Origin of the sequence: Mycobacterium liflandii (genome assembly GCF_022354805.1) — a bacterium.
Lineage (GTDB): Bacteria > Actinomycetota > Actinomycetes > Mycobacteriales > Mycobacteriaceae > Mycobacterium > Mycobacterium marinum.
The window spans coordinates 616,239-629,038 of record NZ_CP023138.1 but is presented as its reverse complement, the minus strand read 5'-3'; the positions used below and the strand labels follow the sequence as shown (position 1 = coordinate 629,038).

Here is a 12,800-nt window from a genome sequence, read left to right as displayed (position 1 = left end):
AGCACTATAACGCGCATTTGGCTTGTACAAAGTGAAACATCGTTCTAGCCTTCGATGATGCGGCCTGGCTCGGATGGATCGGGTCCGGCCACGGAAAGGACACGACGGCGATGAAGACCGAGCTCGGGTTCACGTTCTTCGACTGCGACAACCACTACTACGAGGCGGTGGACGCGTTCACCCGCCACATCGAGCGCGAATACAAAAAGCGTGCCATCCAGTGGGCCCAGCTGGACGGCAGAGCGCGGCTGATCGTCGGGGGCAGGGTAAACAGGTTCATCCCGAATCCGACCTTCGACCCGGTCGGCAAGCCCGGCGCGCTCGACGAGTACTTCCGCGGCCGCAATCCCAGAGGCGCCGACCTCAACGCACTGTTCGACGACTTGGAGCCGATTCGTCCCGAGTACCGTGACCGCGACGCTCGGCTGGCGGCCATGGACGAACAGGGCATGCAGGGCTGCATCATGCTGCCCACCCTCGGGGTCGGGATGGAGCAAGCGCTGCTGCCCGACCTGGAGGCCACGGCGGCGACCTTCCGCGCCTTCAATCGCTGGATGCAGGAGGACTGGGGATTCGCCTATCAGGAAAGGATTTTCGCCGCCCCCTACATCACGCTGTGCATACCGGATAACGCTGTGCGGGAGCTCGAGTGGGCGCTGCGCCACGACGCGCGCTTCATCGTCATGGTTCCCGGACCGGTCACCACCGAGGTCGGCATGCGTGCGCCCGGTGATCCACTGTTCGACCCGTTCTGGCAGTTGGCCAACGACTCCGGCATCACCGTGTGCTACCACTCGGGCGAGACCTACTACTCGAAGTTCATGCCGGCCTGGGGCGAAGCGGACTACATGATGTCTTTTCAGGCGCTGCTGGGCTTTCGGTCGTTGTTCTCCGGGGATCCGTTGCAGGACACCTTCGCCAACCACTTGCACAAGGGCCTCTTTCACCGGTTCCCCAACCTGCGGATGGCCTGCATCGAGAGCGGTTCGGCCTGGGTCTTCCACCTGTTCGAGAAGCTGGCCAAGTCCTACGGCCAGATTCCCTTCATCTATCAGGAAGACCCCCGGGAGACCTTCAAACGTCACGTCTGGGTGTCCCCGTTCTATGAGGACGAGCTGGCGGACCTGCTGAAACTACTGGGTGCGGATCGCATCATCATGGGTTCGGACTACCCCCACGTCGAAGGACTGGCCGAACCCGCCTCCTACATCAAGGATCTGCAGAACTTCGACTACGCGCCCGACCAGTGTCGCGCCGTCATGCGTGACAACGGCCTCGAATTGGCTCTCCGCCGGCCGGTATGACAGCCGATCGGTCCGGCCCAGAGATTCAGCGCGCCGGGCTCACTTGCCGGTGCGCTCGCGATGCTTGCACCCCGGCCAGCAGCAGGGCCGGCGCTGGCCTTCTTCCAGCTCTTCGCGTGTCCGGCGAATACGGCGCTCACGCGTCTTCTGTTGCTTGGCATCCTCGACCCAGCAGATGAACTCGTTGCGGGCCAAGGGCGTAATGTCGTTCCAGGCGGCCAGCGCGGTGGAGTTGGTCACCAACGCCTCACGCAGGTCTGGGGGCAGCGCGTGTACCACCCCACCGGGCACTTGCTTGCTGCTCACCAGGTCAGCGTAACCCGGTGCGCGCTGCCCCGGTCCGGACTCGAACCCCGATCACCTCGCCCGTCGCCGCGTACCGGCCGCGGCGGCCAGCAGCGCGAGCGCGAACACCGCTCCGGCCCCACCCGAGATCAGCAGCGGCAGCCGCCCGTCCACACCCCACAGGAACCCGGCCCAGAGTCCCGCCGCCAGCACCGCAAATCCGCTCAGGCCCTGGAACACACCTTGGGCGCTGGACTGTAGCTCCGCACTGACAATCGCCGAGATCCAGGCCTTCCCCACACCGTCGTAGCAAGCGGTAAACAGCCCGTAGGCCGCGATCAGCGCCCATGCGGTTGCGGTGTCGGTGGTGATGCCCAGCCCGAGATAGCCGACCGCGAAAAACACCAGCCCAAACGCGTACACCACCGGCCGACCCAAGCGGTCGGCAAGCGCCCCCACCGGAAAACTCGCCAGTGCGTACACCGCGTTGTAGCCGACGTAGGCCATGATGACGCCCACCACCGAGAAGCCGATCTGCTTGAGCCGCAACAGCAGCAACGCGTCCGGGAAATTGGCGATGCTGAACAAGACCAGAAACGAGACCACCGCCCAGTATCGACGGGGCAGCCGCCGAGTCCCGTCGAGTATCGATGCAGGCTTGGCTTTCGCAAGATTGCGCGGTGGTTCCCGAACCCAGGCGATGAGCAGCACGCTGAGCACAGCGGGAATCACAGCCAGGTAGAGCACCGGGCCGATGACCGCGCCGAGCGTATCCATGGTGCGGTGAAACCCGAATGCGCGACCGCGCTGCGCCGGCTCGACGCCGTCGACCAGCAACGCGTCGCGAGGCGCACCGCGCAGTCCCTTGCCCAATCGGTCCACAACCCGACCGGCCAGTACACCGGGCCAGGCGCCGGCGGCCGCGACGATGAGCTTGCCCAGCGCCGCCATCCCGTAGCCGCTCGCGATCAGTGGGCGCCGGGCGAACCGGTCGCCCAGCGGGCCCGACACGATCTTGGTGAGTGAGGCGGCCCCCTCGGCCGCGCCTTCCACCGCCCCAACCACCGATGGCGGCGCGCCCAATACGGTCGTCAGATAAATCGGCAGCAGCGGGTAGAGCAGCTCGCTGGCCGCATCTTGCAGCAGCGACACCAGCGAGAGCACCCGCAGGTTTCGGGTGAGCCATTGGGGCGCGCTACCGGAAGTCATCGGCGGTCACCTGAAGTCGCCCGCCGCAGGCATTCCCAAGGGGGGCAGCTGGTGCGCTTCGGTGTGTTGAGTGTGCATTTCGAATGAACTTACTGGCGATCCGAAGCCAGCGCCGGGTGTGCGGACGCCACACCGCAGCGGCCTGATTACCCACCGACCTATTTCCAGGCGAAGACCGGTTGTTCGAGTTCGTCGACCGGATCGTCTCGCCCTTCCAGGCACAGCCAGCGCACCTGCAGCAGCACGGCACCCGTCGGCGCATGAATGAGGTCGTTTCCCAACGGGACTTGAACGACCGGCCTGGGGCTCTCCGGGATGGCGACAAACCGCGGCGAATCCTGACGCTGCAGTTGGTGCAGGCCCACCCGGTAGACCGCCACCACCTCGTCGGGCACCGGGTGCGGATCGAGGCGGCCCCCACCCCAGATCACCACCGGGGTGATGACATATCCCGATCGGGTCGGGTAGTCATCGAGCAGGCCCAGCACCGCCGAGTCCGGCAGCCTGATGCCGATCTCTTCGTCCAATTCGCGCAGCGCGGCCTCGATCGCGTTTTCTCCCGGGTCCACGCGTCCGCCCGGCAGTGCCCACTGGGCGGCATGCGCACGGAGCCGAGATGCTCTGCGACACAAGAAGAACGCCGCACCCCCTGACACGTCGACCATGCGGCCGTCGAGTCCGGGCTCCGGCATCGGGCGCCCCCCGATCCACTCGTCGACCGGCGCCGGATCCACCCGGTCCTCGCCGACTTCGGAGTCCACCAGCACCACCGCAACCGCCGCGTGCCGCTTGGTCGGATCGGTGACGGCGCGGCGCTCGTGCGACGTCAGGCGGGCCCGAATCCGCAAACGCAGCGCCTCGTCATAGGTGATCGTCACCGGTCGACCCTATGCCCGGCCACCACCCCGGTGGCTTACCCGTTGCGCGTGGGCGTCCAACATCTGGCGGATCCGATCGACGGCGTCGCGGATCTCCTCGGCGACGCGACGCTCGGGCTGGCCTTGACCCGCGGGCAGGAATCGGCGCCAACTGCCCCACCACGTGCCCAGGCCGGGACCGGATTCCCGGGCGGTGACATCCCAGACCGTCTCCAGCACGGCCGCCCCGGCACGCGGCGGCGCCACCACCTTGATGGTGATGTCCACGTCATCGAAGTGGAGATAGGCGGCGGCCTTGTGATCCGAACCTCCCGCACGCCACAAAGCTGGGCGGTATCGATGCTGGGCATCTCGGCATGGCTTTGCATACGGTGCACGGACCAAACATCGCACGAAGTCATCGATGCGCGACACCTCCGATCGGAGGTTTGACCACCGGCGTCTCGGCCCCCGCTCGGACATTCACCCGATTCGTCGGTGTCGGCCGCGAAGGCCGCCGCGGGCGGCGACAGCCGGGGCAACCCCAGCTGGGTTCCGGGATTCCAGACGGCGCTGCCCCAGCATCGGGGAGGACATATTGCCCGAACGGGACGCAGGAGATTAATTTCGAGTCAACCAGCGCCAACGACGGCGAAGCTGGCCGAGGAGGTCCACGCACCTGGACACCAATCCTGAGTTCAACGCGGTGTTGGCGCTGCTCGACAGAACAGCGGCGCTGCGCCATGGTGCCGATGTCGTGCACCGGCGCTTGGGTGCAGACCTGGCGGCCGGAGCCAATCGGATCGCCGAGGACGACACCATGGAAGTGGTCGCGGTCGTGGGCGGCCGCACCGAAGAACTCAACGGCTTGGTCATCGGGCCGCAGGAAGGGCTCGGCGGGCAGGCGGCGGTGCTCCGCCGAACTGTCGCGGTGCACGACTACTGCATGAGCCGAGACATCACCCACCACTTCGACCACGCGGTGCGCGCGGAGGGGTTGCGGGCGGCGATGGTTGCCCCGATCGTGCGTGCCCACCGGCTCTACGGGCTGCTCTACGCGGCCCGGCGGTCGCCGGTGGCCTGGACCGACCGTGACCGGGCGGAGCTGCTTTCCCTGGCGCGGCAGGCGGCAGTCGCCATGGAGGTTGCCGACAGCGCCCGGGAGATGGCCGAGGTCGCCGCGTTCGGCGAACGCCAACGCCTGGCGATCCGGTTGCATGATTCCGTCGGCGCGACGTTGTTCAGCCTGCGGGTGGCGTTGATGTCGGCGCAGGAGGAAACCGAGCCCGGCCGTCGCGAAGAGCTGCTGTCGGATGCGCTGGTGCTCACCGAACGCGCGACGTCGGAGTTACGGGCTCAGACCTTGTCGTTGCATGACCTGCCGGAGGACAAGGCGCTGGCAGTCACGCTGGAAGGTGATTGCCGGGACTTCGCCACGCGCACCGGTACCGCCGCGGAACTGGTGGTCTTGGGCGACCTGCCACTTCTGGATTCGGCCAGGACCGATGCGCTGCGGCGCACCGCCCGCGAAGCCCTGCTCAATGTGGAAAAACATGCCGGCGCTCACTCGGTGGTGGTCAGCCTCTACCGCGCAGAAGACGGTGTCGGGCTGACCGTGGCCGACGACGGTACGGCCCCGACATCGCGTCCGAGCACCGGCGCGGGTTGGGGCTGCGGGCCACCGTCGAGCGCATCGAACGGGTGGGCGGGTGGTTGTCGTGCACGGCCAATGAGGAGGGCGGCGGCACCGTACAGGCGTGGGTTCCCGCGGCTAGAGCATTCCGGCCTGTTGGGCCTTGATCACCGCGTCCAATCGGTTGCGGGCATCGAGGTGCGCCAACAGCGACTGCACGTAGGACTTCACGGTGTTGGGTGCCAGCTGCAGCTTTTGGGCGATCTGCGCGTTGGTCTCGCCGATCGCCAGCCGCTCTAGCACCTGATACTCGCGCCGGGAAAGCTCCAGCGGATTGCCGGTGCTGATCACCGGGTCGCAGAATCGCCGTCCGGCGGCGACCTCTTCGATCGCGGTGACCAGTACGGCGCACGCGTTGTCCTTGTGCACCACCGCGTCCATCCCGACCAGTCCCGCAACCTGACTCACCGTCGGCTTGCTGTCCCCGGTGAACAAGATGAGCTTGACGCCCAGGCAAGCCCCTCGCAGCGCGGCGGCGGCTTCCGGCAGCGCCATGTCGGGCAGATGCAGATCCAACAACACCACGTGCGGCCGTTCGGCAGCGGCGACCGCGACGCCGGTTTTCACATTGCGTGCGCCCGTGCACATCTGGACCCTCAGGTTGCCCTGCACGAGCCGCTCCACGCCCAGATGCACGATCGGATGGTCATCGACCACGAGTACGCGCACCGCCTCAGGGGCTGTGTTCGCGGCAGCGGAATGCACAAGTGAGCCGTCCTGGCTTCCTCCGTGCGGATGCACAATTCGACTGTAGCCCCATGCCGGTTGGCTCCCGGGCAAAAGCCGTCGTCGCGACCTCCGATCGGAGGTAGTGCAGACCGGCGGGTGGTGTGATCCTGGTCTCAGCAGTGCTGAACTGCGCACGGGCTTGTACATAGGGGCAAGAGGAGAACGCCAATGACGGCATCGATCACAACCCAGCACGAGAAGATCAAGTCTTTCGACTGGGAGCCCAGCTACTTCCATCGAGACGCGTTGTACCCGACCAAGTACAAGATCCCGCCAAGGACCAAAGACCCGTTCCGCACCCCTGGTGCGCGAGTACGTGGGCATGGAGGAGGAAAAAGACAGCCGCCAATATGGTGCGCTCGAAGATGCGTTGAGCCGGATGAACAACTCGGCTCAGGTCGAGCCGCGTTTCATGGAGGTCTTGAAGCCGGTCCTGGCCTTCGTCGACTTCGGTGAGTACCCCGCGATGAAATGCACGGCCATGCTCATCGACACGGTGGAAAACCCCGAACTGCGCCAGGGGTACCTGGCCCAGATGATCAACGAAGTGCGCCATACCAATCAAGAGGCGTACTTGATGCGCTACTTCGCCAAGCACGCGCCCGACCCCGCCGAGTTCAATTCCGGCTTCGAGATGCGCGCCAACGACCCGATCGGACGACCGGCGCGGGCCGTGTTCGAAGCGTTCATGAACGACGACCCGATCACCAATTCGCTCAATCTTCAGGTCGTTGCCGAGACCGCCTACACCAACCCGCTGTTCGTGTCTTTGACCGAGGTGGCGGCCGCGAACGGGGATCAGGCGACCCCGTCGGTCTTCCTGTCGGTCCAGTCCGACGAGGCGCGGCACATGGCAAACGGCTATGCGACGCTGGCGGCGGTACTGAGCGAACCCGACAACTTGCCGATGCTCCAGGAAGACTTCGACACGGCGTTCTGGCGTCAGCACGCCTTCATCGACAACTTCCTCGGTGGCGTCAACGACTACTTCTCGAAGGCTCGGGTGAAGTCCTACAAAGAGTTCTGGCAGCAATGGATCTGGGAGGACTGGGCCGGTAGTTACATCGAGCGGCTGGAGCCGTTCGGCCTGCATGTGCCCCGGTGGATGGACGACGCCAAACGGCACGTGGAATGGGGCGGTCACACGGCGGCGATGGTGTCCGCAGCGTTGTGGCCGGTGCATGCCTGGCGGTCGGACTACATGACCGACGAGGACTTCACCTTCTTCGAAGACAAGTACCCTGGCTGGGAGAAGTACTACGGCGACTTTTGGCGCGCGTACCGGCAGATGGCCGATCCCCGCAACGGCCAACTCGCGCTCGGACTGTTCCCGGCCATGCCCCCGATCTGTCGGGTATGCCAGATGCCTGCGGTCTTCCCCGGGTTGACGTCAACGAGATCCGGCTATCGGTCGACAAGGCCGGCCAGCGGCACGCATTTTGCTCGCAGGCCTGCCAGCACATCTTCCGCCAGGCCCCGCATCGGCACACCGGCAAGACCTGGTGGGAAGTCAATGACGGCATCGAGCTGTGGCGCTACATCGAGATCAATCATCTGCTTCGATCCGATGGCAAGACGCTGATGGGGCAGCCGCACGTGCACACCGACGAACGCTGGCTGTGGACCATCGACGACATTCGGCGCACCGGGGTCGCCATCCAGGATCCGCTCAAAGCGGCTCCCGCCGAAGCCTTCACGGAGATCTGATGACAACCGGAGCAATTTCCGAAGGCGCGACTCCCGAGGCTATTGGTGAGGGGTTCTACTCGGAGCGCGAGCTGACCTACATCCAGCCCCAGAAGCGCCGACTGTCCGAATACGAGGCCGTCATCTGCAACGCCCAGCCCGACATGGGCCAGTTCGACTCCGGCGGTTGGTATCTACTGAGCCCGGACGGGCTGGGCTGCCAGGACACCCGGACCACCGCACTGGTCCACCCGAATTGGTTCGACTATCGCGACCCATCCGGGCTGTGGCAGCGGTCCTACATCAACATGGCGGCCCAACAGGAACGGTCCATCGCCGGGGCAAGTTCGTCGGCGAAGGCCAACGGCGCATTGGGCGAGATCGCACCGGACTGGCTGCACCTCGTGGCGCGCTACTACGAGGCGTACGGCTCCTTCGAGTGGGGGATGTTCAAGGCGCACGCGTTCGTCACCAGGGAGGCCTTGTCGGACACGCTGTCGATGACATACACCTTCAGCGCGATGGACCGGCTTCGGCACCAGCAGGACATCGCCCTCTACAGCCTGGGCCTCTACGAACAGGCGCCCGGCTACACCGAAGGGGCCGGCCGGGAGGCCTGGCTCAACGACCCGGCCTGCCAGGGGGCCCGCCGCCTGGTCGAACGGCTCCTTTCGCTGCGGGACTGGGGCGAGATGGTGACGATGACCAATCTGGTGGTGGAGCCGCTGATTGCCACGGTGATCGGCAGCGAGTTCTTCCGCCGGCTGGCCCCGTTGCACGGGGACCCGGTCACCGCGGTGATCGAGATGACGGTGGAGGCCGACCGGCGTCGCAACCGTGCCGCAACGCAAGCGCTGGTCAAGATGCTCACCGCCGACACCGACCGCGCGGGCCGGCCGGTACCGGCGGCAGAAAACCGCGACCTCATGCAGCGCTGGGTGGATTCCTGGTATCCGGACGCGTTGGCCGCCGTCGATGCGTTCTTGCCGGTCTTCGACGCCGCCCCGGTCGGCTCCGGTGGTGGTGAACAGGCCAAACGGCGCGTCGTCAGCGCGACCGCAGACATCCTCGAGCTGGCGGGCCTGCGCGCGCCGGTGGAGGTGACGTCATGAGCGCCAGCGAACAGCACGCGTCCACGACCGTCGGCATCGTCTTGATGAAGAGCGAAGAGGCCGACGCGACCGTCGCCTACTTCACCGCGGAATGCCCGCAGGTCCGGATCCAGGACAGACACACCTTCTACCTGTGCGAGACCGAGGGCATGATCCGCATCCCGTTGGCCGAGGTCGAAGAGTTCCTCGGGAAGCCGCTGACCATGTCGCGTTTTCTGGTGGTCATGTCGAGCTACTACGGGCGCGCCCGGGTCGAGGACGACGCGTTCGTCATCACCTCCGAGATGTCCCAGCTCGAACCGGCGAGCAGCTGAGCAGCACCATGGCGCGGGTAACCCTCGAGCCCGGAGCCGAGGAATTCCTGGTCGGCCCCGACGAGGACATTCTGTCTGCGGCCCTGCGTAGCGGCATCAATCTGCAATACGGATGCCGGCACGGCAACTGCTCATCGTGTAAGCACTGGCTCATCGACGGTGACGTCGATGACTCGGCGGCCTCGGTGTACGCGATCCCGCGGGACGAACGCGAGAACGGGGCGATTCTGCTCTGCTGCACGTTTGCCCGCAGTGATCTGGTCATCGAGATCCACCAGAACGACGGCGCCGAGGCGCTGCCACCGATGACCCCGCCCAGCCGAAGGCGGGCGAAGGTCCTCGGGCTGCGGACCCGGACCTCGAACCTGATCGAGCTGCGGGTGGAACTCGACGATCCGCTGAGCTTTCGCGCCGGTCAGTATGCGGAGTTCACCCTGGATAGCGGTGAACGCCGCTCCTACTCACTGGTCAACCCGCCGAGTTCGGCGCGCGAGCTGACCTTCTGCATCAAACGCGTGCCGAATGGCTTGTTCAACAAGGTGCTGGACCGGATCGAACCGGGCTCCACGCTGCATCTGGAAGCGCCGTTCGGCACCATGTTTCTGCGCGACACCGAGCATCCGGTGATCGCCGTCGCGACCGGCTCCGGGATCGCGCCCATCCTGTCCATGCTCACCGATGCCGCCGAACAGCACCCGGACGTGCCCTTCCGTTTCTATTACGGAGCACGCTTCGTCCGCGATCTGGTGTACCTGGATGAGATCGCGGCGCTCTCGACGCGATTGAAGGATTTCCGGTTCATTCCGTGCCTGTCGCAGCAGGCGCCCGACCCGGTGCCCAACGGTCGATCCGGGCGCGTCACCCGGGCCATCGCCACCGACATCAGGGACGCCTCACCCTATGCCGCCTACCTGTGCGGCGCGCCCGAGATGTGCAACGACGTCGGCCGGCTCCTAGAGGCGAAGGGCCTGCCCGAGGCGCGCATCCACGCCGACAGGTTCTATCCGGCCGTGGAATCGATCTCGGTATGACACCGCGCACCACCAAACCGGCGAACCACCTTGACCAGCAACGTGCCGGGGGTATCTGATGACAACCATGGCCACGCCGTCCACATAGCCCTCTAAGAAGCTCTCCAACAACGCAATTCCATCAGGAGCGCATCATGAAGACCACAGCAGCCGTGTTGCTGGAAGCGGGCAAGCCCTTCGAGATCATGGAACTCGAACTCGACGGCCCCCGCGTCGGCGAAGTACTGATCAAATACACCGCCGCGGGTTTGTGCCACTCAGACCTGCACCTGACCGACGGCGACCTGCCACCGCGGTATCCGATTGTCGGCGGCCACGAAGGATCGGGCGTCATCGAGGAAGTCGGTCCCGGGGTCAGCAAGGTCAAGCCCGGGGACCACGTCGTGTGCTCCTTCATCCCCAACTGCGGCACCTGCCGATACTGTTCCACCGGACGGCAGAACCTTTGCGACATGGGCGCGACCATCCTCGAAGGATGCATGAGCGATGGCAGCTTCCGCTTCCACCGCAAGGGGGTGGACTTCGGTGCGATGTGCATGCTCGGCACCTTCTCCGAGCGCGCCACCATCTCGCAGCACTCGGTGGTCAAGATCGACGACTGGCTGCCACTGACCACCGCGGTGCTGGTGGGCTGCGGAGTTCCGACCGGCTGGGGTACCTCGGTATATGCCGGGGGCGTGCGGCCCGGCGACACGACGGTCATCTACGGCGCGGGCGGGCTGGGCATCAACGCCGTACAAGGAGCGGTGAGCGCCGGAGCCAAACACGTCGTGGTGGTCGATCCGGTTGCGTTCAAGCGGGACACCGCACTGAAATTCGGCGCTACCCATGCCTTCCCCGACGCGGCCAGCGCGGCCGCGAAGGTCAACGAAATCACCTGGGGCCAAGGCGCGGACCAAGCGCTCATTCTGGTCGGCACGGTCGACACGGAAGTGGTCAGTGCCGCGGCTGCGGTGATCGGCAAGGGCGGCACCGTGGTCATCACCGGGTTGGCGAATCCGGAGAAGCTCACGGTGCAACTGTCGGGCCTGGATCTGACCCTCAACGAGAAGACGATCAAGGGCACACTGTTCGGATCGGCCAATCCCCAATACGACATCGTGCGCCTACTCCGGCTCTACGACGCCGGCCAACTCAAACTCGACGAGCTGATCACCACCCAATATCGACTCGAAGATGTCAACCAGGGCTATCAAGATCTGCGCGACGGCAAGAACATTCGCGGCGTGATCGTCCACGACTGAGGTCAAACATTCATGCTGGGCCAGCGCACCGCATTGGTAGGTTGGAAACCCCCGCGAAGGAGAATTTTCATGAGCGATAGCGACATGTTCGACGCCGCCCGTGCCGCGGGCTCACCCATCGAACAAGCGGTCGCGGTGTTCATGCTGCACCCGGACACCTTCGCCGAAAGCATCGAGGCCGGATACGAGCACCCGTTCGCGGGATATGTGGCAGGCCGCGCCGGTGTACTGGGCGAGACCACCGGCGTCACGGCGCATTCGGTCTTCGCGGTATTCGAACCCAATTTCATCCATGGGATGTGGGAAACGGGCATCGCGGTTCGCGGCGCGATCGGTGCGGCCGAGCTCTACTGGGACCAGGTCGCCGGCTTCGCCCGCAAGTATCTGGCCGCCGCCACGGGGCTGGATCGCATCGCGGCGCTGGGCGAGAAGATCATCGCGGCGACACCGGACGCGGGCCTGCCGCTGTATGCCGGGTGGCGCACCATGGCGTTGGCCGACGACGCCGCGGCGCGGGCGCTGCAGGTGATGTTTGTCTTGCGGGAGCTGCGGGCCGGTGTTCATTTCAACGCCCTCACCATTTCCGGCATCACCCCGATCGAAGCACACATGCTCAACAAGGGACATGAGTACACGACCATGTTCGGCTGGCCCGAGCCGTTCGCCGATGGCACGGACAAGAAGGACCGCTACGCCGCGGTCGAGGAGGCGACCAACCGCCGGATGGCCGAGATTTTCGGTGCCGCGCTCGACGGTGGCGAGGCCGACGAGCTGGCCCGATTGAGCACCGATGCCCTGGCGACGCTGAAGGCCAGCGCAGCCAGCTGAACGGGCGCGTTTGCGCGGCGCGACCGCAACATCAGCGCTCCAGCGTTTTACTCAGCAACGCCGCCAGGCGCTGCTGTTCCCTGGTGCTCAACCGCCCCAGCATTGGTGCGATCCGCTGCTCAATCGCCTTGGTGGTTTCCCGCTCCAGGCGGCGGGCCCCAGTGGTGAGGTTCACCCGCACCGCGCGGCCGTCGTTCTCATCGGCGGTCTTGACGACCAGGCCGCGCACCGCCGCGCGCTCGATCAGCCCACTGACCGTGGAGCGCTCCAAGCCCGTGTAGCTCGCCAGCTCGCCCATCGTCGGTTCGCGATCGCGCATGATGCCCAGCACGCGCAACTGCGTCAGCGACAGGTCGTGTTCGGCGGCCACTTCGGTAAGCACCGCCATCAGCGCAAAAGATGTTTGCACCAGTGCATCTCGCAGATCATCCGCGAGTTGTTTGCCGGGCGAACCGCCACCACTCATGGCGACAACCATATCCAAATAGATTGGATTGCGAACTATAAT

At 65.5% G+C, this 12,800-nt stretch carries 14 protein-coding genes and 1 pseudogene; 9 read left to right on the top strand and 6 right to left on the bottom strand.

Features of this window, described 5'->3' with window-relative positions; translation table 11 throughout:
* The first annotated feature begins 110 nt into the window (after positions 1-110).
* Positions 111-1,304, top strand: a complete 1,194-nt coding sequence (locus CKW46_RS02970; protein WP_482052790.1) for an amidohydrolase family protein — start codon at positions 111-113, stop codon at positions 1,302-1,304.
* A gap of 39 nt (positions 1,305-1,343) precedes the next feature.
* Here the strand turns inward: CKW46_RS02970 and CKW46_RS02965 are convergent, their stop codons facing one another.
* The 4 genes from CKW46_RS02965 to CKW46_RS02950 form a co-directional block, all read right to left on the bottom strand.
* Positions 1,344-1,610, bottom strand: a complete 267-nt coding sequence (locus tag CKW46_RS02965) for a YdeI/OmpD-associated family protein (protein WP_012392139.1) — start codon at positions 1,608-1,610, stop codon at positions 1,344-1,346.
* Between the two features lie 51 nt (positions 1,611-1,661).
* On the bottom strand, positions 1,662-2,798 hold the full coding sequence (locus CKW46_RS02960; RefSeq protein WP_482052789.1) for an MFS transporter: 1,137 nt from the start codon (positions 2,796-2,798) through the stop codon (positions 1,662-1,664).
* A gap of 158 nt (positions 2,799-2,956) precedes the next feature.
* On the bottom strand, positions 2,957-3,676 hold the full coding sequence (locus tag CKW46_RS02955) for an NUDIX hydrolase (protein WP_015353971.1): 720 nt from the start codon (positions 3,674-3,676) through the stop codon (positions 2,957-2,959).
* A 9-nt stretch (positions 3,677-3,685) separates the two neighbouring features.
* On the bottom strand, positions 3,686-4,000 hold the full coding sequence (locus CKW46_RS02950; RefSeq protein ID WP_015353970.1) for a hypothetical protein: 315 nt from the start codon (positions 3,998-4,000) through the stop codon (positions 3,686-3,688).
* 361 nt (positions 4,001-4,361) lie between these two features.
* Here CKW46_RS02950 and CKW46_RS02945 point away from each other — a divergent pair.
* A pseudogene (locus CKW46_RS02945) lies at positions 4,362-4,964 on the top strand (GAF domain-containing protein); the annotation flags it as partial.
* Positions 4,965-5,426: 462 nt separating this feature from the next.
* Here CKW46_RS02945 and CKW46_RS02940 read toward each other — a convergent pair.
* A complete protein-coding gene (locus CKW46_RS02940) occupies positions 5,427-6,053 on the bottom strand; it encodes a response regulator transcription factor (RefSeq protein ID WP_482052787.1) in 627 nt (208 codons plus the stop codon).
* 346 nt (positions 6,054-6,399) lie between these two features.
* On the opposite strand from CKW46_RS02940, the gene CKW46_RS02935 reads away from it, so the two are divergent.
* The 7 genes from CKW46_RS02935 (at position 6,400) to CKW46_RS02905 (ending at position 12,292) form a co-directional block, all read left to right on the top strand.
* Positions 6,400-7,659 carry a ferritin family protein gene (locus CKW46_RS02935; RefSeq protein WP_482052786.1) on the top strand — a complete coding sequence of 420 codons (1,260 nt, stop codon included), beginning with the start codon at positions 6,400-6,402 and terminating at the stop codon, positions 7,657-7,659.
* Positions 7,659-7,784: a hypothetical protein gene (locus CKW46_RS02930; RefSeq protein ID WP_265339419.1), complete on the top strand. Its 126-nt coding sequence runs from the start codon at positions 7,659-7,661 to the stop codon at positions 7,782-7,784. The genes CKW46_RS02935 and CKW46_RS02930 overlap by 1 nt, the downstream gene beginning before the upstream one ends.
* Positions 7,784-8,875, top strand: coding sequence for an aromatic/alkene monooxygenase hydroxylase subunit beta (locus CKW46_RS02925; protein ID WP_482052785.1), 1,092 nt, complete (start codon positions 7,784-7,786; stop codon positions 8,873-8,875). Before CKW46_RS02930 ends, CKW46_RS02925 begins: the two co-directional genes overlap by 1 nt.
* Complete coding sequence (locus CKW46_RS02920) at positions 8,872-9,189, top strand: MmoB/DmpM family protein (RefSeq protein WP_012392131.1); 318 nt, start codon at positions 8,872-8,874, stop codon at positions 9,187-9,189. The genes CKW46_RS02925 and CKW46_RS02920 overlap by 4 nt, the downstream gene beginning before the upstream one ends.
* A gap of 8 nt (positions 9,190-9,197) precedes the next feature.
* Positions 9,198-10,220, top strand: coding sequence for a 2Fe-2S iron-sulfur cluster-binding protein (locus CKW46_RS02915; protein ID WP_012392130.1), 1,023 nt, complete (start codon positions 9,198-9,200; stop codon positions 10,218-10,220).
* 134 nt (positions 10,221-10,354) lie between these two features.
* Positions 10,355-11,464 carry an NDMA-dependent alcohol dehydrogenase gene (locus CKW46_RS02910; protein ID WP_012392129.1) on the top strand — a complete coding sequence of 370 codons (1,110 nt, stop codon included), beginning with the start codon at positions 10,355-10,357 and terminating at the stop codon, positions 11,462-11,464.
* A 69-nt stretch (positions 11,465-11,533) separates the two neighbouring features.
* The gene (locus CKW46_RS02905) at positions 11,534-12,292 is read left to right on the top strand and encodes an SCO6745 family protein (RefSeq protein WP_015353964.1); all 759 of its coding nucleotides are present in this window, start codon (positions 11,534-11,536) and stop codon (positions 12,290-12,292) included.
* A gap of 31 nt (positions 12,293-12,323) precedes the next feature.
* Here CKW46_RS02905 and CKW46_RS02900 read toward each other — a convergent pair whose 3' ends face one another.
* A complete protein-coding gene (locus CKW46_RS02900; RefSeq protein ID WP_499018750.1) occupies positions 12,324-12,758 on the bottom strand; it encodes a MarR family winged helix-turn-helix transcriptional regulator in 435 nt (144 codons plus the stop codon).
* Positions 12,759-12,800: the final 42 nt, after the last annotated feature.

Bases quoted from the DNA above. Each gene is read 5' to 3' on its own strand.
- CKW46_RS02970 (WP_482052790.1), top strand. From the start codon at position 111: ATGAAGACCGAGCTCGGGTTCACGTTCTTCGACTGCGACAACCACTAC.
- CKW46_RS02960 (WP_482052789.1), bottom strand. From the start codon at position 2,798: ATGACTTCCGGTAGCGCGCCCCAATGGCTCACCCGAAACCTGCGGGTG.
- CKW46_RS02935 (WP_482052786.1), top strand. From the start codon at position 6,400: ATGGAGGAGGAAAAAGACAGCCGCCAATATGGTGCGCTCGAAGATGCG.
- CKW46_RS02930 (WP_265339419.1), top strand. From the start codon at position 7,659: ATGGGGCAGCCGCACGTGCACACCGACGAACGCTGGCTGTGGACCATC.
- CKW46_RS02925 (WP_482052785.1), top strand. From the start codon at position 7,784: ATGACAACCGGAGCAATTTCCGAAGGCGCGACTCCCGAGGCTATTGGT.
- CKW46_RS02920 (WP_012392131.1), top strand. From the start codon at position 8,872: ATGAGCGCCAGCGAACAGCACGCGTCCACGACCGTCGGCATCGTCTTG.
- CKW46_RS02915 (WP_012392130.1), top strand. From the start codon at position 9,198: ATGGCGCGGGTAACCCTCGAGCCCGGAGCCGAGGAATTCCTGGTCGGC.
- CKW46_RS02910 (WP_012392129.1), top strand. From the start codon at position 10,355: ATGAAGACCACAGCAGCCGTGTTGCTGGAAGCGGGCAAGCCCTTCGAG.
- CKW46_RS02905 (WP_015353964.1), top strand. From the start codon at position 11,534: ATGAGCGATAGCGACATGTTCGACGCCGCCCGTGCCGCGGGCTCACCC.
- CKW46_RS02900 (WP_499018750.1), bottom strand. From the start codon at position 12,758: ATGAGTGGTGGCGGTTCGCCCGGCAAACAACTCGCGGATGATCTGCGA.